Origin of the sequence: Couchioplanes caeruleus, from assembly GCF_023499255.1 — a bacterium.
GTDB classification, from domain to species: Bacteria; Actinomycetota; Actinomycetes; order Mycobacteriales; family Micromonosporaceae; genus Actinoplanes; species Actinoplanes caeruleus_A.
Map to the genome: position 1 here is coordinate 3,222,285 of NZ_CP092183.1, position 23,179 is coordinate 3,245,463.

25 protein-coding genes and 1 pseudogene are annotated in these 23,179 nt (G+C 67.9%); 13 read left to right on the forward strand and 13 right to left on the reverse strand.

All coding sequences use genetic code 11. The features are described 5' to 3' along the window. Positions 1-89: 89 nt before the first annotated feature. The 7 genes and pseudogenes from trxB to COUCH_RS39190 form a co-directional block, all read right to left on the reverse strand. Complete coding sequence (trxB, locus tag COUCH_RS15065; protein WP_249612703.1) at positions 90-1,046, reverse strand: thioredoxin-disulfide reductase; 957 nt, start codon at positions 1,044-1,046, stop codon at positions 90-92. Positions 1,047-1,102: 56 nt separating this feature from the next. Continuing rightward, positions 1,103-1,510 carry an arsenate reductase ArsC gene (locus COUCH_RS15070; RefSeq protein WP_249612704.1) on the reverse strand — a complete coding sequence of 136 codons (408 nt, stop codon included), beginning with the start codon at positions 1,508-1,510 and terminating at the stop codon, positions 1,103-1,105. Between the two features lie 15 nt (positions 1,511-1,525). Next, on the reverse strand, positions 1,526-2,029 hold the full coding sequence (locus COUCH_RS15075) for an N-acetyltransferase family protein (protein ID WP_430640940.1): 504 nt from the start codon (positions 2,027-2,029) through the stop codon (positions 1,526-1,528). Then, positions 2,026-2,640, reverse strand: a complete 615-nt coding sequence (locus COUCH_RS15080; protein ID WP_249612706.1) for an arsenate reductase ArsC — start codon at positions 2,638-2,640, stop codon at positions 2,026-2,028. The genes COUCH_RS15075 and COUCH_RS15080 overlap by 4 nt, the downstream gene beginning before the upstream one ends. Next, positions 2,637-3,743 (reverse strand): ACR3 family arsenite efflux transporter, encoded by a 1,107-nt coding sequence (gene arsB / locus COUCH_RS15085; RefSeq protein WP_249612707.1) that lies wholly within the window; start codon positions 3,741-3,743, stop codon positions 2,637-2,639. The genes COUCH_RS15080 and arsB overlap by 4 nt, the downstream gene beginning before the upstream one ends. Before the next feature lie 3 nt (positions 3,744-3,746). Then, positions 3,747-4,079: an ArsR/SmtB family transcription factor gene (locus COUCH_RS39185; RefSeq protein WP_249613707.1), complete on the reverse strand. Its 333-nt coding sequence runs from the start codon at positions 4,077-4,079 to the stop codon at positions 3,747-3,749. A gap of 63 nt (positions 4,080-4,142) precedes the next feature. After that, positions 4,143-4,472: pseudogene (locus COUCH_RS39190) on the reverse strand (ArsR/SmtB family transcription factor); the annotation flags it as partial. Positions 4,473-4,695: 223 nt separating this feature from the next. On the opposite strand from COUCH_RS39190, the gene COUCH_RS15100 reads away from it, so the two are divergent. From COUCH_RS15100 to COUCH_RS15150, 12 genes are all read left to right on the forward strand, one after another. Next, positions 4,696-6,273 carry an FAD-dependent oxidoreductase gene (locus COUCH_RS15100; protein ID WP_249612708.1) on the forward strand — a complete coding sequence of 526 codons (1,578 nt, stop codon included), beginning with the start codon at positions 4,696-4,698 and terminating at the stop codon, positions 6,271-6,273. Positions 6,274-6,278: 5 nt separating this feature from the next. Beyond that, a complete protein-coding gene (locus tag COUCH_RS15105; RefSeq protein ID WP_249612709.1) occupies positions 6,279-7,574 on the forward strand; it encodes an MFS transporter in 1,296 nt (431 codons plus the stop codon). Beyond that, on the forward strand, positions 7,571-9,097 hold the full coding sequence (locus COUCH_RS15110; protein WP_249612710.1) for an NAD(P)-binding domain-containing protein: 1,527 nt from the start codon (positions 7,571-7,573) through the stop codon (positions 9,095-9,097). The genes COUCH_RS15105 and COUCH_RS15110 overlap by 4 nt, the downstream gene beginning before the upstream one ends. 66 nt (positions 9,098-9,163) lie before the next feature. Beyond that, complete coding sequence (locus COUCH_RS15115) at positions 9,164-9,349, forward strand: hypothetical protein (RefSeq protein WP_249612711.1); 186 nt, start codon at positions 9,164-9,166, stop codon at positions 9,347-9,349. Between the two features lie 74 nt (positions 9,350-9,423). Next, positions 9,424-9,795, forward strand: coding sequence for an ArsR/SmtB family transcription factor (locus tag COUCH_RS15120; protein WP_249613708.1), 372 nt, complete (start codon positions 9,424-9,426; stop codon positions 9,793-9,795). Next, positions 9,792-10,436 carry a cation diffusion facilitator family transporter gene (locus COUCH_RS15125; protein WP_249612712.1) on the forward strand — a complete coding sequence of 215 codons (645 nt, stop codon included), beginning with the start codon at positions 9,792-9,794 and terminating at the stop codon, positions 10,434-10,436. The genes COUCH_RS15120 and COUCH_RS15125 overlap by 4 nt, the downstream gene beginning before the upstream one ends. A 71-nt stretch (positions 10,437-10,507) precedes the next feature. Continuing rightward, positions 10,508-11,074, forward strand: coding sequence for a cadmium resistance transporter (locus tag COUCH_RS15130; RefSeq protein WP_249612713.1), 567 nt, complete (start codon positions 10,508-10,510; stop codon positions 11,072-11,074). A gap of 453 nt (positions 11,075-11,527) precedes the next feature. Continuing rightward, on the forward strand, positions 11,528-12,259 hold the full coding sequence (locus tag COUCH_RS15135) for a hypothetical protein (protein WP_275980136.1): 732 nt from the start codon (positions 11,528-11,530) through the stop codon (positions 12,257-12,259). A 190-nt stretch (positions 12,260-12,449) separates the two neighbouring features. Further along, entirely contained in the window at positions 12,450-12,581 is a 132-nt protein-coding gene (locus tag COUCH_RS38900; protein WP_275980108.1) for a hypothetical protein, read from the forward strand. A gap of 139 nt (positions 12,582-12,720) precedes the next feature. Beyond that, positions 12,721-13,155, forward strand: coding sequence for a MerR family transcriptional regulator (locus COUCH_RS15140; protein WP_249612714.1), 435 nt, complete (start codon positions 12,721-12,723; stop codon positions 13,153-13,155). Then, a complete protein-coding gene (locus tag COUCH_RS15145; protein ID WP_249612715.1) occupies positions 13,152-13,541 on the forward strand; it encodes a hypothetical protein in 390 nt (129 codons plus the stop codon). The genes COUCH_RS15140 and COUCH_RS15145 overlap by 4 nt, the downstream gene beginning before the upstream one ends. Before the next feature lie 344 nt (positions 13,542-13,885). Beyond that, positions 13,886-14,239: a hypothetical protein gene (locus COUCH_RS15150; protein WP_249612716.1), complete on the forward strand. Its 354-nt coding sequence runs from the start codon at positions 13,886-13,888 to the stop codon at positions 14,237-14,239. A 76-nt stretch (positions 14,240-14,315) separates the two neighbouring features. Here the strand turns inward: COUCH_RS15150 and COUCH_RS15155 are convergent, their stop codons facing one another. From COUCH_RS15155 to COUCH_RS15180, 6 genes are all read right to left on the reverse strand, one after another. Next, a complete protein-coding gene (locus tag COUCH_RS15155) occupies positions 14,316-14,651 on the reverse strand; it encodes a hypothetical protein (RefSeq protein ID WP_249612717.1) in 336 nt (111 codons plus the stop codon). A 239-nt stretch (positions 14,652-14,890) separates the two neighbouring features. After that, positions 14,891-15,205, reverse strand: coding sequence for a hypothetical protein (locus COUCH_RS15160; protein WP_249612718.1), 315 nt, complete (start codon positions 15,203-15,205; stop codon positions 14,891-14,893). Between the two features lie 474 nt (positions 15,206-15,679). Further along, positions 15,680-15,973: a hypothetical protein gene (locus COUCH_RS15165; protein ID WP_249612719.1), complete on the reverse strand. Its 294-nt coding sequence runs from the start codon at positions 15,971-15,973 to the stop codon at positions 15,680-15,682. A 248-nt stretch (positions 15,974-16,221) separates the two neighbouring features. After that, a complete protein-coding gene (locus COUCH_RS15170) occupies positions 16,222-16,788 on the reverse strand; it encodes a hypothetical protein (RefSeq protein ID WP_249612720.1) in 567 nt (188 codons plus the stop codon). A gap of 112 nt (positions 16,789-16,900) precedes the next feature. Next, on the reverse strand, positions 16,901-19,873 hold the full coding sequence (locus COUCH_RS15175; RefSeq protein WP_249612721.1) for a hypothetical protein: 2,973 nt from the start codon (positions 19,871-19,873) through the stop codon (positions 16,901-16,903). Continuing rightward, the gene (locus COUCH_RS15180) at positions 19,870-21,291 is read right to left on the reverse strand and encodes a GNAT family N-acetyltransferase (RefSeq protein WP_249612722.1); all 1,422 of its coding nucleotides are present in this window, start codon (positions 21,289-21,291) and stop codon (positions 19,870-19,872) included. Before COUCH_RS15180 ends, COUCH_RS15175 begins: the two co-directional genes overlap by 4 nt. Before the next feature lie 832 nt (positions 21,292-22,123). On the opposite strand from COUCH_RS15180, the gene COUCH_RS15185 reads away from it, so the two are divergent. Then, entirely contained in the window at positions 22,124-23,071 is a 948-nt protein-coding gene (locus COUCH_RS15185) for a hypothetical protein (RefSeq protein ID WP_249612723.1), read from the forward strand. Positions 23,072-23,179: the final 108 nt, after the last annotated feature.

The following is a 23,179-nucleotide window of genomic DNA, read 5'->3' on the forward strand; positions in this document are numbered from 1 at the left end:
TCTGGAGCGGCGGACATGACGACACCGCCGGCCGACAGGTGGTGTCGGCCGACGGTGTCGTCATGGGTGACGCGGTCTGTGACTCCCGCTCAGAGCTCGAGGAACGAGGCGATGAAGCGTTCCGCGTCCAGCGCGGCGGCGCAGCCCGTACCGGAGGCGGTGATGGCCTGGCGGTAGGTGTGGTCGACCACGTCACCGGCGGCGAACACCCCGGGGACGTTGGTGCGGGTGCTCGGGGCGTCAACCTTGACGTAGCCCTCGTCGTCGAGGTCGATCTGGCCCTTGAACAGTTCGCTGCGCGGGTCGTGCCCGATGGCGATGAACACTCCGGTGACGTCGAGGACCTTGGTGTCACCGGTCTTGAGGTTGCGCAGCCGCGCGCCGACGACTGCGCCGTCCTGGCCGAGGATCTCCTCGGCCTCGCTGTCCCATTCGACGCTGATCTTCGGGTTGTTCAACGCGCGGGCGGCCATGACTTTGCTGGCCCGGAACGTGTCCCGGCGGTGCACGATGGTGACGGTCTCGGCGAAGCGGGTGAGGAAGGTGGCTTCCTCCATGGCGGTGTCACCGCCGCCGACCACGATGATGTGGTGGTTACGGAAGAAGAACCCGTCGCACGTGGCACACGAGGACACACCGTGGCCGAGCAGTTCCTGCTCGCCGGGCACGCCCAGGGGCTTCCAGGCGGAGCCGGTGGACAGGATGACCGCGCGGGCGAAGTACTCGGTCTCGCCGGCGTACACCGCTTTGAGTCCTTCGGCGCCGACCTCGTCGTTACCGGTCAGCTCGACGCGTGTGACGTCGTCGGTGAGGAACTCGGCGCCGAACCGCTCGGCCTGGCGGCGCATGTTGTCCATCAGCTCAGGGCCCATGATGCCGTCGGGGAAGCCCGGGAAGTTCTCGACCTCGGTGGTGGTCATCAGGGCGCCGCCGGACTGCACACCCTCGATCACGAGGGGCTTGAGGTTCGCCCGGGCCGCGTAGAGAGCCGCGGTGTAGCCGGACGGACCGGAGCCGATGATGATCAGGTTGCGGATCTCGTCCACGTCAGAGCCTTTCGAGGGTCGGCCGCGCTGCGGCGGCCGGCGGTGGCCTGCTGGTTTCAGGCGGCGGGGACGAGGTCGGCGAGCAGTTTCTCGATCCGGGCCTTGATGTCGTCGCGGATCGGGCGTACCGACTCGACGCCCTTGCCGGCCGGGTCTTCGAGTTTCCAGTCCTCGTAGCGTTTGCCGGGGAAGTACGGGCAGGCGTCGCCGCAGCCCATGGTGACGATGACGTCGGAGGACTGCACGGTGTCGTACTCGAGGATCTTGGGGGTCTGGTCGGTGATGTCGATGCCGACCTCGCGCATGGCCTCGACCGCGGCCGGGTTGATCTGGTCGGCGGGTTCGGACCCGGCGGAGCGGACCTCGACGGTGTCGCCGGCGAGGTGGCGCAGCCAGCCGGCGGCCATCTGCGAGCGGCCGGCGTTGTGGACGCAGACGAACAGGACGCTGGGCTTGTCGGACACGGTGGGTGCTCCTTCTCAGGTGATGGTGGGGCTGCGGCGTTCGAGCAGGATGACGTCGCGCCACACCTCATCGTGCTTGCCGACGCGCTCGCGGACGCCGATCTGCCGGAACCCGCACCGGCGGTGCAGGGCGAGACTGGCGGTGTTCTCGGGGAAGATGCCGGACTGAATCGTCCAGATCCCGGCGGCCTCGCTCGAGGCGATCAGGGCTTCGAGCAGGACCCGCCCGATACCGCGGCCACCGTGCGCCGGGTCGACATACACGGAGTGCTCGACGACCCCGGCGTAGACGGGCCTGGCGGACACCGGGGAACACGCGATCCAGCCGGTGACCGTGTCGCCGTCGAGGGCGACGTATCGGTGGCCCGGCAGCCGGGCCGCGTCGAACGCGACCCAGGCCGGGGGAGCGGTCTCGAAGGTGGCGTTGCCGGTGGCGATCCCGGCCGCGTAGATGGCCAGGACCGCTTCGGCGTGGGCGGACGTCATGGGCGCCACGGTCAGTCGGGGTGTGTCCGTCACGCGGTGAGCTCCGCGAGCAGCTTCTGGACCCGGGCGTCGATGTCGTCGCGGACCGCGCGTACGGCGTCCAGATCACTGCCGGGCGGGTGGGGCAGGTCCCACGCGTCGTAGCGGGGGCCGGGTACCCGGGGGCAGGCGTCACCGCCGCCGGCGATGACGACCACGTCAGCGGCGCGCAGGACGTCATCGGTCAACGGTTTCGGGAACGCGCCGGCCAGGTCGACGCCGATCTCCGCCAGGACCGCCGTGGCGGACTTCGACACGGTCGCGTCGGGCTGGGACCCGGCGGAGCGGACATTGACCCGGCCGCGGCCGTGGTGGGCCATCAACGCGGCGGCCATCTGGGAACGGCCGGCGTTGTGGATGCACAAGAACAACACTTCCGGCACCGGTTTGCCCAGTGCCCCGGTGGCCTGTCCCAGCGCGGTGAGCCGGTCGACGGTGAACCGGCGTGCCTTGTCCGGCAGCTGCTGGTCAGCGTGCGCTGTGCGGTACAGCGCCACGTACGACTCGTTGACGTAGCGGCCGACCGTCTCCGCGCCCACCGTCCCGGCGAACTGCGTGGTCAGGCTGGTGCGGACCTGATCGAGGAACGCGTCGAGGTCGCTCATACCCGCTCCGAGGCCGGCGCGACGGCGGGGGACTGGCCGAAGAGCCGGCGCCGCAACGCCAGGCTGACATAGACCAGGCCGACCAGGACCGGCACTTCGATGAGCGGGCCGACGACACCAGCGAGGGCTTGACCGCTGGTGACGCCGAACGTGCCGATGGCCACGGCGATGGCCAGCTCGAAGTTGTTGCCCGCGGCGGTGAAGGCGAGGGTGGTGGTGCGTTCGTAGTTCAGGCCGATGGCCTTGCCGAGGGCGTACGAGCCGCCCCACATGACCGCGAAGTACACCAGCAGCGGCACCGCGATGAGCACGACGTCCCACGGCTTGCTGGTGATGGCGTCACCCTGGAGCGCGAACAGGATGACGATGGTGAACAGCAGCCCGTAGAGGGCCACGGGCCCGATGCGGGGGATGAACTTCTCCTCGTACCAGGTGCGGCCCTTGGCCTTCTCGCCGAAGCGGCGGGTGAGGAAGCCGGCCAGCAGCGGGATGCCGAGGAAGATGAGCACGTTGCGGGCGATGTCCCAGCCCGACACGTCGAGTTCGGCGCCGGACAGGTTGAGCCAGCCCGGCAGGACCGTCAGGTAAAACCAGCCGAGCACGCCGAAGGCGATGACCTGGAACACGGAGTTGAGGGCGACCAGGACGGCGGCGGCTTCGCGGTCGCCGCAGGCCAGGTCGTTCCAGATGATGACCATGGCGATGCACCGGGCCAGCCCGACGATGATCAGCCCGGTGCGGTACTCGGCGTGATCGGCCAGGAAGATCCAGGCCAAGGCGAACATGACGGCCGGGCCGATCAGCCAGTTGATGACCAGCGAGGAGATCAGCAGGCGCTTGTCACCGGTGACCGTGTCCAAGCGGTCGTAGCGGACCTTGGCCAGGACCGGATACATCATGATCAGCAGACCCAGGGCGATCGGCAGGGAGATCCCGGTGACCTTCACCGCCTCCAGGGCGGTGTTCAAGCCAGGGATGAGCCGGCCCAGCAGCAGCCCGGCGACCATGGCCAGGCCGATCCACAGGGGCAGGAACTGGTCGAGGCGCGACAGGCGCCCGACGACCGCCGGCGAGGAGTCGCCGGCCGTGGTGGTACTGGTCATGAGTCAGCAGTCCCGGAAGGTCTCGGAGTGGGCAGCCGCATCAGCGGCCAGGTCGGCAAGATGCAAGGCCGCACCCTGCAAGGATTCCGGCACAAGCCGGTAGTACGTAAAACGGCCCCGCGGCTCGGTGGTGACCACGCCCGCCTCACGGAGCTGCTTGAGGTGCCCGGACACGTTCGGCTGCTTCGCGCCGGTGTCAGCCACCAGATGCGAAGTCGTCGCCGGACCATCGGCCAGCAGCCGAACAATCTGCGCCCGCAGCGGGTCGCCCAGCAACCGCACCACATCAGGATTGGCTGATATCAGTTGGCTCTGATGGGTGGCGGTGATCGGCATCTGCCTTTTCGGCGCCTCGGCGTCCGCGTTTGCAGGCCGGTCCTGTGGCTCCGCCGAGCCGGTCAGCAGTGCTCCGAGCAGGTCGAGGGCTTCGCGCTTGACCCGGTAGTAGGCCCACGTGCCGCGGCGCTCGACGTCGACCATGCCGGCCTCGCGCAACACCCGCAGGTGATGCGAGATCGTGGCCCCGGTGACCTCGAACGCGTCGGTCAGATCGCAGACACACACCTCGGACGTCGAGGCGATCAACGACAACAGCCGCAACCGGATCGGATCGCTGAGCGCTTTGAACATCGGCGCCAACTGACCCGCGGTCTGCGTGGCCAGCGCTTCCACCTGCAGCGGCGGGCAGCAGACCGGACCCGAACGGTCGACGACCGGAAGAACAGACATGCGTTTAGCTTGACAGTGGTCTAACCGCATTGCAAGGTAGAACCAGCAGTTCGACCAAAATCTAGGTAAGCATCAGGCGGAACTGATACCCACAGCGTTCCCGGCGTGGGGGTGGCGGCAATTCGACCCGCTCCGACCCGGCCCGCTTTCCACTCTAGCTCCGGTTGACCTGCACCTACAGCTTCCGCGCACCTGCCGTCCACCATTCAAGGAGATCCGTTCGATGAGCGAGAACCCTGACGCCACCAGCACCGAGTGCTGCACCCCGGCCGCCAAGGCCGAGGCGGTCGACGCCGGTGCCGGCTGCTGCACCGACAACGCATCAGTCGAAACTGATGACAGCGTGACGGCCGTTGCCCGCCCGGCCAGATCACCGATCGAGCACGCCGATGAACCGCTGCCCGTGGTGGTCGTCGGTGCGGGGCCGGTCGGTCTGGCCGCCGCCGCGCAGCTGACCGAGCGTGGCCTGCGCTTCCTGGTCCTCGAGGCCGGTGAGCACCCGGCTGCCGCCGTTCGTCAGTGGGGTCACGTCCGGTTGTTCTCCCCGTGGCGGTTCAACATCGACGCCGCCGCGGCCCGGCTGCTCACTGACGCCGGCTGGGTACGCCCCGACGACGACAAGCTGCCCACCGGCGCCCAGCTCGCCGCCGATTACCTGCAGCCCTTGGCCGATCTGCCGGCGATCAAGTCGAACCTTCGTTACGGCGCCCGGGTCGTTGCGATCACCCGGCTTGGTCTCGACCGGGTCCGCACCGTCGGACGCGACACCACCCCGTTCCTGGTCCGCCTTGCGAACGGCGAGGACATCTTGGCCGCCGCGGTCATCGACGCGTCCGGCACCTGGGGCACCCCTAACGTTCTCGGCGCGTCCGGCATCCTCGCGCACGGCGAGACCGACGCTTCCGCGTACGTGGAATCAGCACTGCCGGACGTCCTGGGTCGCGACCGGGACCGGTTCGCCGGCCGCCGCACCCTGGTCGTCGGGGCCGGTCACTCCGCCGCCAACACCCTGCTCAACCTGGCCGAACTCGCCGAGCAGGCACCCGGCACCACCGTGACCTGGGCCATCCGCGCGGCCAGCCCGGCCCGCGCCTACGGCGGCGAATCCGCCGACGCCCTCCCGGCCCGCGGTGCCCTCGGCTCGAGGCTGCGCGCCCACGTCGACAACGGCACCATCACCCTGCTCACCAGCTTCGGCGTCCGCAGCCTCGCTGTAGGCCCGGACGGCGTCGAGGTCTCCGACGGCGCCCAGAGCGTCGTTGTCGACCGGATCGTGTCCGCGACCGGTTTCCGACCGGATCACTCGATCGCCGGCGAGCTGCGCCTGGACCTTGACCCGATCCTCGGCTCGACCCGGCTGCTGGCCCCGGTGATCGACCCGAACGAGCATTCCTGCGGCACCGTCCCGCCGCACGGCGTTGACGAGCTCACCCACCCCGAGCCCGGCTTCTACGCCCTTGGCGTCAAGTCCTACGGCCGGGCCCCGACGTTCCTGCTGGCCACCGGTTACGAGCAGGCCCGCTCCGTGGTCGCCGCCCTGGCCGGGGACTGGGCCGCCGCCCGTGACGTGCAGCTCGACCTGCCGGAGACCGGGGTGTGCAACAGCAACCCGGTCGAGGGCGACGACACCATCGCCGCCGGTGGCGGGTGCTGCGGCGCACCCGCCGCCGAAGCCGAGCCGGTCGCGGCCGGCCGTGGTCTGGCGACCGGGATCGCCGGGGGTCTGCTGTCCGCGCCGCTGACCCTGGTCACCATCGGCGGCGGCGCCGAGGACAGCCAGGCCGGCGGCTGCTGCAGCTGAACCGGATGACATCACCGCGCACGGTGGCCGCCGACCCTGAGGTCGGCGGCCACCTCGGCGTGCACCGCGGTCGGGCCCGGCGCATCGTCGCTGCTCTGGCCGTCACTCAGACGGTCGGGTACGGCACCTTGTACTACGCGTTTGCGGTGTTCCTGACCCCGTTGGCCACCGACCTGCACACCACGACCACCGCGGTCACGGGCACGTTCACCGCTTCCGTGCTGGTGTCCGCCGCCCTGGCCGTACCGGTCGGGCGGTGGCTCGACCGCCGCGGCGGACGCGCCCTGATGACCGCCGGCTCACTGCTCGGCGTGCTGATGCTGCTTGCCTGGTCGCAGGTGGACAGCCTGTGGCAGCTCTACGCCGTCCAGGTCGGCATCGGTATCGCCTCGGCGGCCAGCCTGTACGAAGCCGCGTTCGCCGTCATCATCGCCTGGCACACCCCCGCCGCCCGCGCCAACGCCCTGCTCGCGCTTACGGTCGTCGCCGGGTTCGCCAGCACCATCTTCCTGCCCCTGACCGGGTGGCTCGTCGCCGCCCACGGCTGGCGCACCGCGCTGCTGGTCCTCGCCGCCATCCTGGCCCTGCTCACCGTGCCGCTGGACGCCCTGGTCATCCGCCCAGCCCCGCACACCACCGGCACCACCACCCCTGCGCCGGGCTCCCCACCGATCTCCTGGAGGACGGTCTTCACCGACCGGGTGTTCTGGCTGCTGGCGGTCAGCTTCACCGCCAACATGGCCGCCATCAGCGTCGTCACCGTCCACCTCGTGGCCGCTCTGACCAGCTGGGGACACACCCCCACCTTCGCCGCCGGCACCGCCGGGCTGTTCGGGGTCCTGTCGGTCGCCGGGCGCCTGGCCACCACCGGCCTGCAACGCCGCTACCGCACCAGCACCGTGGTCGCGGTCCTGTTCGCCGTCCAAGGCGTTGCCGTCGGCCTGCTTCCCTTCATCGGCCGCAACGCCATCGCCGTGATCGCCGCGGTGATCGGGTTCGGGCTGGGCTTCGGCGTCGCCGCCATCGCGAAGCCGGTGCTGATCGCCGACCGGTACGACACCCGCCGGTACGCCACCATCGCCGGCACGATCGTGGTCCCCATGACCATCGCCAAAGCCGGCGCGCCGCTGGCCGCCGCTGCCCTGCACACCGCATCCGGCACCTACACCAGCGTTCTGCTGGCCACCGCAGCCCTGTGTGCCTTGGCCGCAGCGAGCCTATGGGCAACCAGCGCCTACCCACGCTCGGTCAGCCTGCCGCCAGACACGCGCACCGCCGACCTTCAGGAGAAGACCTCATGAGCGCCTACAGTCCCGACCTGGCCACGTCGCCGCCCGCACGGCAAGACATCCCTGTCGTCATCATCGGCGGCGGCCCCGTCGGACTGGCCGCCGCAGCCCACCTGCACGAACGCGACGTGCCGTTCCTCATCCTCGAAGCCGGCGACACCATCGCCACCTCCGTACGCGCCTGGGCACACGTGTCGCTGTTCAGCGCCTGGCGGTACAACATCGACAGCGCCGCCCGCCGACTGCTCGACATCGCCGGCTGGGCCGCCCCCGACGACGACACCGTGCCCACCGGCCGGCAACTCATCGAGGAATACCTGCAACCACTGGCCAAAACCCCCGCCATCGCCGCCTACTTGCGGTGCAACGCCCGCGTGGCCGCGATCAGCCGGGTCAGCGTCGACAGGGTCCGCACCGATGGCCGCGCCGACCTGCCTTTCGTCGTACGCCTCACCGACGGCACCGACATCCTCGCCAGCGCCGTCATCGACGCCTCCGGCACCTGGAACACCCCCAACCCGCTCGGCGTCAACGGCCTGCCCGCCCACGGCGAACACGACCTCGCCGACCTCATCAACCACGCCCTGCCCGACATCCTCGGCGCCGACAGCGACACCCACACCGGCCGGCACACCCTCGTGGTCGGCGCCGGCCACTCCGCCGCCAACACACTGCTCAACCTCGCCCGCCTCGCCGAAACCACCACCGGCACCCGCATCACCTGGGCACTGCGCGGCACCGCCGAACACGCCTTCGGCGACGAGGACACCGACGAACTACCCGCCCGCGGCGCACTGGGCAGCGGCCTGCGGACCCTGCTCGACACCGGCGCCATCACCGTCCTCGAAGGCTTCGGCGTCCACACCGTGCACCGCCACGACACCGGCATCCAGCTCACCGCCACCGACGGCCGCACCATCACCGCCGACCGCGTCGTCGCCGCCACCGGGTTCCGGCCCGACCACAGCATCGCCAGCGAACTGCGCCTCGACCTCGACGCCATCCTGGGCTGCACCCGCACCCTCGCCGAGCTCATCGACCCGAACGAGAACCCGCGCAGCGCCATCGTCCCGCACGGCTACGCCGAACTGGCCCACCCCGAACCGAACTACTACACCGCCGGAATGAAGTCCTACGGACGCGCCCCGACATTCCTCATGGCCACCGGCTACGAACAGGTCCGCTCGATCGCCGCCGCACTGGTCGGAGACTTCGACGACGCCGACGACATCCAGCTCAACCTGCCCGAAACCGGGTTCTGCGGCACCGGCATCAGCGCCGAACAAGCCGGCCGCGACATCGCCGCCCGCCTCGGCATCGACCCCGAGCTGCCCGGCGCCCTGGCCGCCGCCACCATCGCCCTGCTCCCCACCACAGCCAGTACCACCGACGCCGTACGCGCCGCCGCCGCCCAGATCGGCCTGGACCCCGAGCTCGCCATGCGGATCGCCACCATCTCCGACGAACCCGGCGCCTTGCCGAGCGTCGCAGGACTGATCACACTCACGCCCTCCGCGGCAGGACGGTGCTGTTGATTCGCGGGCCAGTTCGTTTCAGCGTCATCAACACCGACTGAAGGTTGAAGCCCACCAACCCACGGCATGCAGCAGCAGGCCCTCGCGGTGATCGCTTTCAACGAGTCGCTCCGGCTGGACCAAGGTGTTCACCGATCCGCAGCTCTGTGCCGCGATCGTGGGCCGGTCACGTTCGGCGGCAACATCAAGAACCGCACCGCCTTCTACGTCTCGCCCACAACCGCTGGGAACAGCAAGCCGTCGTCTGAATGACCCCGCAGGCACGGCACAACGTCTGGAACGGCATGACATCCATCTACCAAACCCGCTATCATCGCCTAATGGCGATGATACAAAAGGGGCTAGTCACAACACCTCCAAGACCGGAGCTGGCTCCGGCCGCAGCCTTGTTCCGCAGCCTGGGTGACCCGACCCGCCTGGCGATCCTGCGCCGGCTCGCCCAAGGAGAAGTTCGGGTGGTCGACCTGACCGTCCAGCTGGGCATGGCCCAGTCCACCGTCTCGGCGCATCTGGCCTGCCTGCGCGACTGCGCACTGATCACCGGCCGCCCGCAAGGCCGGCAGATGTTCTACGCCCTGGCCCAGCCGCAGCTACTCGACCTGCTCACCGCCGCCGAAAGCCTGCTGGCAGCCACCGGGCACGCCGTCGCTCTCTGCCCCACCTACGGCACCGACACCTGTGAGGACACCTGCCGATGAGCGCCCACCCGCTGCCCGATGTCACCGGCCCCGCCGCGCGCCGGGCGATCCGCTACGGCTGGTTCACCATCGGCTACAACCTCATCGAAGGCGTCATCGCCGTCACCGCCGGCCTGGCCGCATCCGCGGTCTCCCTGATCGGGTTCGGCGTCGATTCCGGAATCGAGGTCGCCGCCGCCGCAGTGGTGCTGACCCGGCTCACCGCAGAGCTACGCGGCGGGCACGCCGACGAAGCCAAGGAACGCCGGGCGCTGAAGTTCATCGCGTTCACGTTCTTCGCACTCGCGGCTTATGTGATCGTCGAAGGCATCCGCGACCTGGTCCTCGGCGAGAAGCCCGAGGCCAGCGTTGTCGGCATCATCCTGACCGGCGCGTCGATCATCATCATGCCGTGGCTGGCCCACGCGAAACGCAAAGCCGGCCTGGCCATGAACTCCCGGCTGGTCATCGCCGACGCCGCCGAGACAAAGCTCTGCGCCTGGCTGTCGGTCTCCACCTTCGCCGGCCTGCTCGCCTACGCCCTGCTCGGCTGGACCTGGCTGGACCCGGTCGCCGGGTTCGTCATCGCCGGGTTTGCGATCATGGAGGGCAGAGAAGCCTGGGAAGGCGAACTCGTCTGCGACGACGACGATGACGACTGACCGCCCGCGCCAGCGCTGACACACCCCGAAGGAGACTCGTGAGCTTGTCGCTGCTCGGCTAAGCCGCCGGCATGTTCGCCGTCACCAACATCGACGACCTGCTCGTGCTGGCCGTGTTCTTCGGCCAGACCCGCGGCCACAAGGCCGGAGCCTGGCGCGTGGTCGCCGGTCAGTACCTCGGCTTTGTCGCCATTTTGGCTGCTGCGATCGTCGGTGCCCTCGGCGCCGGTCTGCTCCCCGAAGCGGTGATCCCGTACCTCGGTTTGCTTCCGCTCGCGCTCGGCGTCCGCGCCGGGGTGAACGCCTGGCGGCACCGCAACGACTCCGATGACGACGCTGAGCACGAACACGACGCCGGGCCGGCAGTACTGCAAGTCGCTGCCGTGACGTTCGCCAACGGCGGTGACAACGTCGGCGTCTACGTCCCCGTCTTCACCGTCGCGGGTACCAGCGGCATGACCGTCTACACGATCGTCTTCCTCATCGGCGTCGCGATCTGGTGCGCCGCCAGCTGGTTCCTCGCTACCCGGCCCGTGATTGCGAGAAGCCTCTCCCGCTGGGGCCACATCATCCTGCCGGTCGTCCTGATCGGCATCGGCCTGACCATCCTCGTCGAAGGCGGCGCGTTCGGCCTCTGAGCCTACGGCCGTAGCCGCGACAACGGATAGACACCCTCGCGGCCACGCCGCAGCGTCGCCCGTGACGCCGTGGTGGCGTGCCCCGACAATGGCTACTCCTGCCGCACCGAATGCGCCCTCCTCACCGACCGGCGGCTGAACTGCACGACCATCAGCCCCGCACACGAGACAACCCGAACACGATGACCATGCGCCGCACCGTCGAATGGTGGGACGCCCAGCAGATCCCGCTCTACCTCGCCGCGATCGCCGTCGGCGCGATCGCCGGACTGACCGCCCCGCAATGGGCCCCGGGGCTCACCCACGCGAACAACCCGGTCCTGGCGCTGCTGCTGTTCGCCACGTTCCTCGGCGTCCCGCTGGTCGAGGTCGGTCGGGCGTTACGCGACATCCGCTTCCTGGGCACCGTCCTGGCGGTGAACTTCCTCGTCATGCCCACCGTCACCTTCGGGGCTGTCGCGCTTCGTCGCCGGCGACCGGGGCCTGCTCCTCGGCGTACTGCTGGTCCTGCTCACGCCCTGCGTCGACTACGTCATCGTGTTCACCGGTCTGGCCGGCGGCCCTCGCGCCCGGCTGCTCGCGGCCGCGCCCCTGCTCATGGCCACCCAGATGCTGCTGCTTCCGGTCTACCTGTACCTGTTCGCGGGATCCGACGTCCTCGCTGTTATCGACATCGCACCGTTCCTCGAGGCGTTCCTCGTCCTGATCGCCGTGCCGCTGGCCGCTGCGGCGCTTGTGCAGGCAGCCGCACGCCTGCACCGGGCCGGACGTGCTGTCGAGGACGTCATGGCCGCGGCGATGGTGCCGCTGATGATGGCCACCCTTGCCGTGGTCATCGGCTCCCAGATCGCCGCGGTCGGCGCCGAAGCCGTCGCTCTGCTGCGGGTGGTTCCCCTGTACGCGGCCTTCGTCGTGATCGCCGTACTGATCGGCAGGCTGGCCAGCCGGATCGCCCGGCTCGATGTGCCCGCCACTCGGGCGATCATGTTCTCCGTCGCCACCCGCAACTCCCTGGTCGTGCTCCCGCTCGCCCTTGCCCTACCTGCGGCGCTGCACATCGCACCCCTGGCCGTGGTGACCCAAACCTTGGTCAAACTGATCGCGATGGTCGTCCTCGTCCGCGTCGTCCCGGTGATCGCCCGCGAACCAGATAGTTCCCAGCTCGTGGCACCATCACCCGCATAGCCCCGCCCACCACAGGAGGCTACGGACGGATCTTCCGGCGGCGACCGCAGCAAAGATCGCCGGTGAACCGGCTCGGTCGCCAAAACGGATCACCGCAAGGACTTGCATCCTGTGCCCGGGTACAGGCTTACCGTCATGACATGACCAGCGATGACCAGGCCTGGGTGCCCGCGGCCTGCACCCTGCAACCGTGGAGCAGCCACTGCGGCTCGCCGAGTTCGACGACCTGTTCGCCACCGCCGTACACGGCCAGCAGCGGCTTTCTGCCACGGCACTGCGATGGTCCCTCGACCCAGCGGCTGAAGCCACCGCCCGGACCTGACCAGCCGGGAAAGCTCCTGCTGCTCCTTCTTCTCCTTCACCACAACAGACGCGGTCCTGCAGCTGGATGTCGAGGTCCCGGCCGCGCACGTCGAGGTCCTGGACGCACTCGCCGCCCGCGCAGCCGCCACGGCGGCAATATGAGCGGGCTGCGCAGCAGCCAGGTCGCCGCCGCAGCCGGGGTCAACCTGCAGACGCTGCGCTACTACGAACGCCGTGGCCTGCTGACCGAACCGGAACGCAGCCTGGGCGGGCACCGCCTGTACCCGCCGGACACCGTAGCCCTGCTCAACGTCATCAAAGCCGCACAGCGCCTTGGCTTCACCCTCGACGAAGTCGCCGAACTGCTCGACACCGGACGCCGCCGGCACCTCACCACCGATCTCCGGCAACGCGCCATCGACAAGTTCACCGAAATCGACACCCGGATCGCCGACCTGATGGCCATCCGCGCCGCCCTCACCGACGTCGTCGATGCCCGCTGCGACAGCCTCACCAACTGCACCTGCGCCGACTGCCCCATCCCGTTCCTGACCATCGGCACCGCCGACCGCTCCCAGGGGGAACCCGCATGAACCTGCCCACGCCAGCCCCCATCTCGCCACCGGCTACGCCCACTCACGACGTTGCCCCGGCCGCGGACAACACCCCACCGACGCGCAGCAAGATCACCGGCGGACTCGCCGCACTCGCCTGCGCGGCATGCTGCGCCATCCCGCTGCTGATCACCGCCGGCGTACTGACCGGCGCGGGCGCTGCCCTGCTGGAGCAAACCGTGCTCGCCATCGCAGCCGGCTTGGCCGTAACCGCTGGGGATGTGGTGGCTGCACCGGCGCCGCAGCTTCCACCGGGCTACGACTGCCGGCGGCTCGACCACTGGGTGCGGCAGCGGGAGCTGCGACTGCTGAACGGCATACCAGACCAACCCGATCTCATAGCTTGTCTGGCTGGATCGACGTAAAGAGGGCATTTACCCCTGTGACGGATTCGCTGCTGGTGGGCGCAGCGGGTCGAAAGACTGCCTGGAGGTCGACGGTCACACGCATCACTTTCGGGTGCCTGCGGACTCGGCGACCTCTGCGCGCTTCTGTTGCAGTGAGAATGCTGAAGCACGACCTCATCGCGGTCGCGTACACCTGGACTCGGAACCAGGGCATCATGTGCCTCGCCGAGATGCCGCACGTCCAGTCACGACGTTCCTAGGACGCTTTAGGCAACGTGGCCCCCGTCTTGTGCGAGCCTTCAACCGCCGCAGCGACCATCGGCGAGGCGTCTGCCTTCGGGCGCTCTCGGAGCGTCAGAGGGATGCGCCGCCGGGCGGTGCGGCAGACGATCGATTCGGTGTTGATCAATGTGATGCTGACCGCGAATCTGAATGCGCTTCGTAAACAGCAGTACACGGGCGCACCGGGTCCGGGCGCGGCTGGTCCCGGAGAACGGCGCGGGTGGCTCGTCGTACGCGGCGGTGCGCGATTACGTCGCGTGCGGCACCGCGAGCTGGTCACCCAAGCGGGCGCAGAGCCGGCGGAGGTGTTCATCGTCCAGACGCATCGTCCAGGTGAAAAGGCCGAGGTCGACTTTGGCGAGTTGTGGGTCCGGCTGGCCGGCGTGTCGACGAAGATCTACTTGCCCCGCACCATGGCCCGACGACAGCGATGAATGAACCTCCAGCGTCAGCAGGCCCGCCAGCCACCAACCCGAAGGACAACGCTGAGGCTCCTCAGGTTCGGGCAAATCAATCGTGGGCGATCGGGCTGCCGATCCGGACCTGGTTGCCGTCAGGATCGACCAGGGTGAAGTCCCGCAGGCCGTACTCCCGGTCGGCGATATCCCCGACGCCGGCGATGTCGTCCCCGCGCAGCCGTTTCCAGACCGCGGAAGCATCGGTGACTAGGACGAGACACTGACCAGCCGCCGGCGTGTTGTTCACGGCGAAATGCAGCTCGACGTCCCCGCTGCCGAGTACGAGATACTGCTCGGAATGTTCTTGCTGTGCGAACCCGATGGCGACGAAGAAGGCAGCGGTGCGGTTCAGGTCTGTGCTGGCCAGGACCGGGATTGTGTTGTGCACAGCCGGCTCCCCGGTCACCCGGGGCCGCCGCAGGCGTGAGCGGAGCCTTCGCAGCGCAACCGGAAGTTGTGACAGCCCTGACAAAGGGCCAGCACGACGGGCCGCCCACAGGGCGCACGGCGCGCAAATATAGACACCGGGCGTCTGGCCGAGTTCCGCGAGCCGGTCGGCTACCCGCTGACGACCGCAGCACCCGCAACGATGCAGGCCAGTGTGTGGCGGGGTCTCGGCGATCGGTGTCATAGCCCGATCCTTTCCTCGAGTTTCGCGACCAAGTCGGCAAGCGTGGGCACACGGGAAAGCCCGCTCTCGGTCGGATACACCCGGCAGGTCAACGCCCCGGCAGATGACGGCGGCCCGAACAGATCCACCTCGTCGACCAGGAACGTCGGTGACCCCCCGAAGCCCACCGCGGCGGCTTCCTCCACCGTTTCCACGGCAAGGAACTGAACCTCGACTTCATCGAGGCCGATCGTGTCGAGGGCCGTGCGCATACGTTGCCCCGCATCGACCCAGTTGGGACACTCCGCGAAGTACAAGACCGAGACCTGCATAGGTTCATACTGCCCCACCAGCCCGACCAGGAACTGTTCGCCGTCGGTAACCAGGCACGCATCGAACCGACAGCACCGTCAATGACCGTCAACGACCGGCTGTCCCGCGCGGTCGCCGCCAGCACTGCCCCGGGGGTTCACACCACAACACCACATGAACGGCCCTGAACCGCGCCGAGGCCCAAGTCAAGCCGTCACCCCTGCGTGGTCCCCAGAGGCCGGGGTCAAGTCAGACCATCAAGTGCCGCCGTATCTGCCGAGTGAACCGGGATCCCGGAAACGACGAGCCGGGCGCTGCCCCCTGAACAGCTGGAAATCAACGTTCGTGTAGCCCAAGAGCCTGCTTGCTGGGTCCCTACGCGAGGAGGCTCAACTGAGATGGCGCCCCTAGCAGCTCATTAGCTGAGCCCCTGCCCGTTCAGCCGATTGATAGAGGTGGCGTCCCGCAACGGCCCGAAGCTCAGAAGGATGCCGTCACAGGTCACCGCGCTGCTTCAATAGCCAGTCCGGCAGTACCCCGCCGTGTCTGGCAACGTGGGGACAGAACTTCCGGGGAAGATAGCCTCCCTCGACACCGTCACCGACTTTCACCCAGAACGCCTTCGACGAGCTCACGTGTCCGCTACCGGTGTGCCACGCCACCGAGGGATGTTCGGCACGCAGTGCGCGATGGGCAGCTGCTGCGAGCCCGCTGTGTTGGTATCGCTCGATGGTGTACGGCTTATCGACCCAGCCGATCCGGCAACGTGGGCAGACGATGTATTCCATGACGAAGGCTTGGCCGCCGTTGAGGTTGGCTCGTCGGCATCGCCAGCCGAAGTATCTGCCGGAGTCGGTGTCCTGCCATGGACTGTTCAACGTCGGCAGCTGCCCGGTGTTGTATCGCGGTCGCCGGTCGATGCGCCCTCGGGTGAGGTCGTATACCGCGGTCCAGATCGGTTCGCGGCTGGGCCAGCGAACGACATGGGTGGTCGCTTGCTCTCGTAGCCGCCGCAGTTCGCTTTGAAGGTCGACGTTTATGCTGCTCGGCCTCCTTCGGCCGGACCCAGCCGTTTTAGCGCCCAACCCGGTAACACGCCACCCTGATGAGCGACGTGCGCGCACAGTTCCTGCGAGCTGTAGCCGCCGGGAACACCGGCACCGACGGCTGCCCAGAAGGCTTTCGAGTCGGGCATGAGCCCGCTCGCGGCGTACCAGGCCGTCACCTCGGGATGCGCGGCGCGAAGAGCTCGAAAGCCTGCGGTGGCCAGTCCGCTGCGCTGATACCGCTCATCGGTGTACGGCCGGTCGACCCAGCCGATCGAGCAGCGCGGGCACACGATGTACTCCACGACGAACGCCTCGCCACCTCGCAGGTTCGCCTGCCGGCACCGCCACCCGAAGTACCGGCCGGAGTCGGTGTCCTGCCATGGGCTGTTCAACGTGGGCAGGTCTCCAAGAGTGGGTCGGGGCCTGCGGTCGATACGACCGCGCGTCAGGTGGTACAGCATGGTTTTGATCGGCGTCCGCAGGGACCATCGAGCGACGTGCGTCGCCGCCTGCTCGCGCAGCTGCCGCAGCTCACTTTCAAGATCGGCGTCCATGCTAACTTCGCCTCCCGTCGCTCGATAGGTTCTGATGGGCTGCGCTGGTACCGCTCCCGCCTGCTTGCCGGTGGCTCGCGGGCCGTGCACTGCGTCCGTCAATTTCGCTGCTCTACTCGAGGTGGATAGTGGCGAGTCGCAGTTGCTGCCATAGGGTGAGCCATCCGCGGTTTTCAGTCCCTTCGCTTCGCAGGTCGGCAGGCGTGTAGGAGCGGAGGAATTTCTCGGCCGATGCGTAGTCCTCGTAGGCGAGGCCCTTGATTGCCGTCAGCAATCGCATCCGCGCTCGGTATTCGTTGGTCACGTAAACGTGTGCGACTCGGACTGCTGGCCATTCGATGACGTCCGTCAGCAGTTCGGCAGCTAGCTCATCCTTTGTTAGCAATATTGCTATAGAGCAGTGCATGCCGACGTTGTGCACGAGGTCAGAGACGACGTCGTAGTGCATGGCGCTGGGTCCGAAAGCGGCTTTCAGCTGTTCGAATTCTGTTGCCGCACTGCTCCAGCGGTGCTGGGCGGCGAGGGACTCGATGAGCAGCCGGCGTGCGAGAAGCTCAGGTTGGCCGGTGAGAACTCCTTGATCCAAGGTGGTGCGGCACAGTCGTTCGGCACGGCCGGGCTCTGCGCTGGACAACGCTTCGTTCGCGGTGTAGACGGCATCGAGTGCGGCGGTGTACGTGCTGGATCCGAGTTCGGCAAGCCGATCGTCGCAGGTGTTCTTGAGCTGGTGCAGGCGGGCGTTGGCGAGCGCTGAGAGGTAAGGCGTGTCCAACAGTTTCGAAGCCTGATAAAGGAGCCTGACCGTGGCGTCACGAGATCGATCGACAATCTCTTGCGCGAAAGTTACGGCATGTTCCAGGTACGCGGTCAGAAGGGCCAAGTCGATCGGTGCTTTGCTGATGTCGTGCGCTGCGAACTCGACGAGTGTGAGTTCGGCTTGCACGATGAGTAGCTCGTTGGGTTGGCTCGCCTGGCGCAGGACGTCGATCTCGAGCCGGAGCAGGTCTTCCGCGGCGGCAGGCTCGCCCCGTACGAGATATGCACCTGCCAGATTGCCGAACAACAGAGCGATGCGTTCGCTGCCGATACCGACGGATACCAGATGGTGGGCCAGCGTGTTGGCATGGCTGAAGAGCACGGCGGCGCGATGTAGAAGGTTCAGTTCTGCGGCTGCGGTGTGCCATCGCTCGACGTGGTTGGCCAGCCGGTCGAAAGCGTCGGGCGTGCCGTCATGAAACGGGATCGACGCCCGCAGTACGTCCTGGATGACCGTATTGACGGCGATGGTGCGTTCGGAACCGACCTGCAGTGAATCTGTCTTCTGGGGCAGGTCTGCGTCGTAGGTGACCAGCGAGAAGCGGCGTAGTTCCCGCGTCGCCTCGTCAACGGGGTAGGCCGCCGGGTCGAGCAAAAGCGGTCCCATCGGACGGCCGGTACTGTCGGGATCGATGACGACCGCGGCAGCGAGCAAGTGGACAGGCTGCTGACGGGAGGCCAGGTAGGCGGCATATCCGATCATCCCCAACGCCAGGTGAGCCGCCTCTCCACCGTCGCTGCCGGCCCGGGTGGTGAGCCGCTCCAGACATAGCGACACCGCGGCGACGAGAGAACGCGGGTAATCCGCCGGGATGGATTGCTCGTCGGCGAGCGACCGCATCTTCAGCCGTTCGAGGTAGGCGTCGAGGTCGCGCAGGCCCAGGCCGAGGCTATCGAGGTAGCCGGCGGCAAGCTCCAATGCGAGGGGATAGTTCCCCAGGGCGCCGGCGAGCTGACGTAGTCCCGCTCGCTGTTCGAGCGCCAGTCCGCTCATTGGCAGGAGGTTGAACCGGCGGGCCAGCAGTGCCATGGCTTGCTCGTCTGTCATCGCGCCGACGTCGAGGACGGTGGCCGACCGGTATCGGGCTGTGGCGTCGATGGCGGTGAGGATGATGTGGCCGTCGCCGGTCGCGGGGATCCAGGATTGCGCGAGGCGTGGGTCGGAGACGTTGTCGATGACCAGTGCCCACCGGCCGGGGAAGCGGCTGAGCTCGGTGTGCACCTCGGCGCGAAGAGCGGCCTCCGTGGCACTGCTTGCGGCGTCGGGGGAGCCTGTGCGCAGGTACGCCGAGACTTGCCGGAACGCGGCCAGAAGCGTGAACGGGGTTTCGCCGTCGACCCAGAAGATGACGTCGTAGGTGTCGGCCCGGTCTGCCAGGTAGTCGGCAGCGAGGCTGGACTTGCCGATCCCTGATGGTCCGGTAAGTACCGCCCGTGTCGGATGTCGACGATCGGTGTGCCGCAGGGCTGCGACCAGGGGCTCCAGCAGATCAGGTCGGCCGACGTCCGGGATGGGCGGCATGGTGCCCACCACGACGCCCCAGTCGCGAACGCCTGTGGCCAGGGACAATGTCGAGCCGTCCACGAGCAGCAGCTCCCGGAACCGTTCCAGGGTGAAGACCGATTCCGCTGCTTCAGCAGCGCGATCGAACACCTCAGCGGTGAGGGCGCGCGTCAGAAGACCTGCGGACTGCGAGCCGAGACCTTCGCGGTGGGTGTTGCGGAGGCTGCGAATCCTTTCGCGTAAGGCCTCGCGTAGCTCGCTGACGTCGCGCAGGTCGAACACCACCCGGGCCCGGGCCAGCCGCCGCAGCTGCTCATCGTTGAAAGCGGTGAGCTGTTCGCGTCGAGCAGGAGCGTTCGCCAGAACCGTCATCAGGGCTGTGCGTATGTCGTCTGGTTGAGCGGTTGAGGCCAGGACAGCGGCGAACTGTTGCGCGCTCAGTTCTGGGACTGCATTGGTCAGCAACTGGTATCTCTCAGCGTCGTGCTCGCTGATCAGCTGCGCCAGTTGCCCGAAGGCGGTGGCGGCGCTGACCGTACCGCCGGGGGCGACACTCTTGACCTGCGCCGCCAGCATGACCCGGTCGTCGCCGGCGACCACGTCGAAGTCCACGGCATTGACCTGTTCGGCACCGTGCGGGCCCTCGATACGCACTGCGGCGACGGCATCGTCGTCGAGAGCATCAAGCAGCGCTTCCAGCGTCCGGAGGTACTGGTAGCGCAGACCACGCGCGGCGATACGGCCGCCGTCATTCTCGCGGCTCACCGGTCACCCGCCGAGGTCCACAGGTGGTTCGCGCGCTGCGTCATTACGGCACGCAGATGGGGGAACCGGGTATGCATGGGTGCCAGGTCGACGTAGCAGTCGGCGGCGAGCAGCAGATCAACGGCGGCGTCAGCCAACACTTCCCCGCCCCGGCGGATGGCGTCTGCATCGGTTCCGTGCGTCGGCGGGGTTACAACGGCGCCGAACAGCTGCCACCCGATGCGGATGGGACCTCGCTCAATCGCCGGCATCGCCCCAGCCGCAACAAACGGCTCGAGGCTGGCTAAAGGCACGATCGCCGGTGAGGCGATCAACTCTTGCAACCCGTCCGCGGCTAGATCACGAATCCGCTCGTCGAAGAACGCCATAACATCCACTAGCGCCCCGAGCGACTTGGTCCACACTATGGTGTGCCCTCCCGCCACCGCAGCAGCATGCGAGCCCGCAGCTGTCACCGTGACCGGGGCATCGTCCGGGCTGTCCTCTCGCCAAGCGGTCACCTGCGCGGCGAACACCTGGGCGTGGAAGCCGAGACGACGAAGCGCTGACACCACGACATGATGCAGCCGTGCACGGGCTTCAGCGCTCGCTCGGTGGCCGGCCTGGCAAGCGGCGGCCGCCACCAGGTTCAGTGGTGCCGTGCGAGGGTCCTCGGCGGCGCCGATCACGAGCGGAACCGTGCCGGAATTGACCGGCGGAAGTGGTCTCTTCTCCTGATACGACGGCTGCCCGGCGGGATGTTGCGACGCTGAACCCGCCTTTGCCAGGCCGTCACGGCTGTCGCGCGGGCGTGATCGGGGCGCTGTGACTTGACGGTGGTGGCCACGGCGCCACAGGAAGGTCCGCTGGCCGACATCAGGCCGAACGTCGGCGTGCACGCCGACGATCACCCATGGATCGAAGCCGCTGTCGGGTTCGAGCATCACGAAACCGTGCCGGCGGAAGAACCGCGACAAGGCAGGCGAGTCGTCCGCCTGGCCGAAGATGATCGTGTGGCCGTTGCGTTCGAAGATCTGCCAGCAGCGCAGCAGCAAAGCGCCGCCGACCCCGTTGCGCCGCAGGGGCTCGTCGACGGCGATCGTCTTTATCCGCGTCATACCCATAACCGCGGAGTAGAGAAGCTGGGTCATCTGCAGTCCATTGGCACCCGTCCTGCGCAGGTGTTCCAGCAGGCTCTCAATTACCCTGGTCGGTGGGAACGCGACCAGCGCGCCGACGACTCCTCGCACGGCATGGTCAGCGACGAGAACCAGTGTGGCGTGTTGCAGGGTGACGGTCTGATCCCCGGTCTGGTTGGCGAAAAATTGCTCGGCCAGGTGCTCGACGAACGCCTCTTTGCCGCCCTCAAGTCCAGCTCTCAGGGCGGCGGCCACGGCACCTGTGATGACGGCCTGGACGACTTCTTCGTCCAGATCCACGCCTGCAGCGGCCGACAGTCTCTCAAGGGCGGGTATGTCGTCTGGCCGAGCCAAGCGAACCCGCATTTGGTTGTCGATCGGCCAGCCCTCCACGGCATGCCGATCAGTAAGGTCCGAGCTGGCGATGGAGGGTGGATCAGCTGCTGGGCGGGACGGCGGGATGCTGCGGCGAATTGGTTCTCTGCGCTTGCTTCGGCTGCTCCGCCGTTTAGCCATGTGCAGTCCTCCGTCGCGAACGGTACCGAAGGTAACCGTAGCGTTGCCGTACGACATCTTCGATGGACGGGTCGCATCCGCTCAAGATCACTTCTACCGGCGGATAGGTAACCCGCGGGGGCTCGCCGCCGTGGCCTGCCCATCCTTCCGAAGGCGCCTCTCGACAGTGGAGTTCAGCCGCCGACGAGCGGTCGACCGTGACTCGCTGTGCCGGGGGTCCGTCTATACCGAACGGGGAGGGCTCCTCCGCGCGGGTGGTATAGCGACGGAAGCCGAGGATCCTAGGACGGTCTACGCAACGTGGGTAGGACCATCAATCGCCAGCGGTTGCGCCGACGTTTGCCATCGCAACGGTGGTGCACCCGCTCGAGGGATTCCGATCAACGAGAGGGTGACCTTGCCGAGTTTCGCCGGATTCCTGAAAGATCGGCCGTACATTTGCCCGGCAGGCCAGGGAGAGGTCTGCCGTCAGCGCACCGCCCCGGAGCGGCGCCACCGCGACGACAAGGGTTGGAGCCCAATCTCCTGCAACCACTGAACTCCGAACACACACGAGACTTGTCGCGTCCGCACCTGGCGGCCGCGGTCCGGGACGCGGCTCAGCTGGAGATGCATCATGCCCCACGTCTCTGACCGGCGCCGTCGCGCAGAACGACGCCACCTCACTTATGAGCCGGCACGCCTCGCCGCAGCCGGCCTGCCCCCACGCGACCAGACGATCACCATGCCCACAGGTCAAAAGGCCTTGCAAAGCGTGCTCATCCGGCTGTTCGCGAACGGCGGAAGCCACGACTGGGATGCACTGAAGGGCCGCCACCTGGCCAGCCTGTTCGACTACTACGGCGCCTGGGTTTCCCCGCAGCCCGACCGCATCGCCATGGGCTCCACCGTCGCCCACCGCATGTGCGCTTACCTGCTGCCCTACACCGATCCCGACAAACAGTACCCCCGCTGCGCTGGGATTCCCGGGCTGCGGCTCGATGCCTGCACCACCTACGGTTACCGGCTCATCCACCTACCGACCGCGACAACGGTCGAGATCCACGACGACAGCGGTTGGCCGCCGCGATTCCGCGAGGAGCTGCTGTCGACTGAAAGGCGGATGCACCGCGGCGACGAAGAACGCTCCTACCGGCCGGTCTGGCACGAACCGTCGCTGACCGATCTCGAGAAGCGGTGGGCGCCGGTCTGGCAATTGCAGCCACATACCGAGATCACTAGCGCGCTATTCTGCGTTCAGCCGGTGTTCCTGCACGATCCCAAGGGCACCCGCCACGGCTCAGGCCATTGGGCGAGACACCTGCAGCTGGCATGCTCATCGGATGCCGAGACGCCGTCGGTGCTCACCTGGTGTTCAGGGCTGCGGCCCGGCCAGATCGCCGGCCACCTCGAAGCGCTCGGCCTGGCCGCTGCCGGTTCCATCCGTACCGATGAGGCGAGCGCCAACTACGCCACCATGACCCTCGGCGAAGCGGCCCTTGAGATGCACCGGCGACATCTCTGCACTCGATGCGACTTCGACAGCACCTTCGCGCCGACGCGGCCGGACCGCGTCGCAGCTTGACCAGGACCTTACTGGGTCGGGTGGAGTCAGTCTCCGTCAAGCTCGACATCAGTGGGGTTACAGCGATACAACCGCGCGTAGGTGCACCTACGCGCGGTTGTTCAAGCA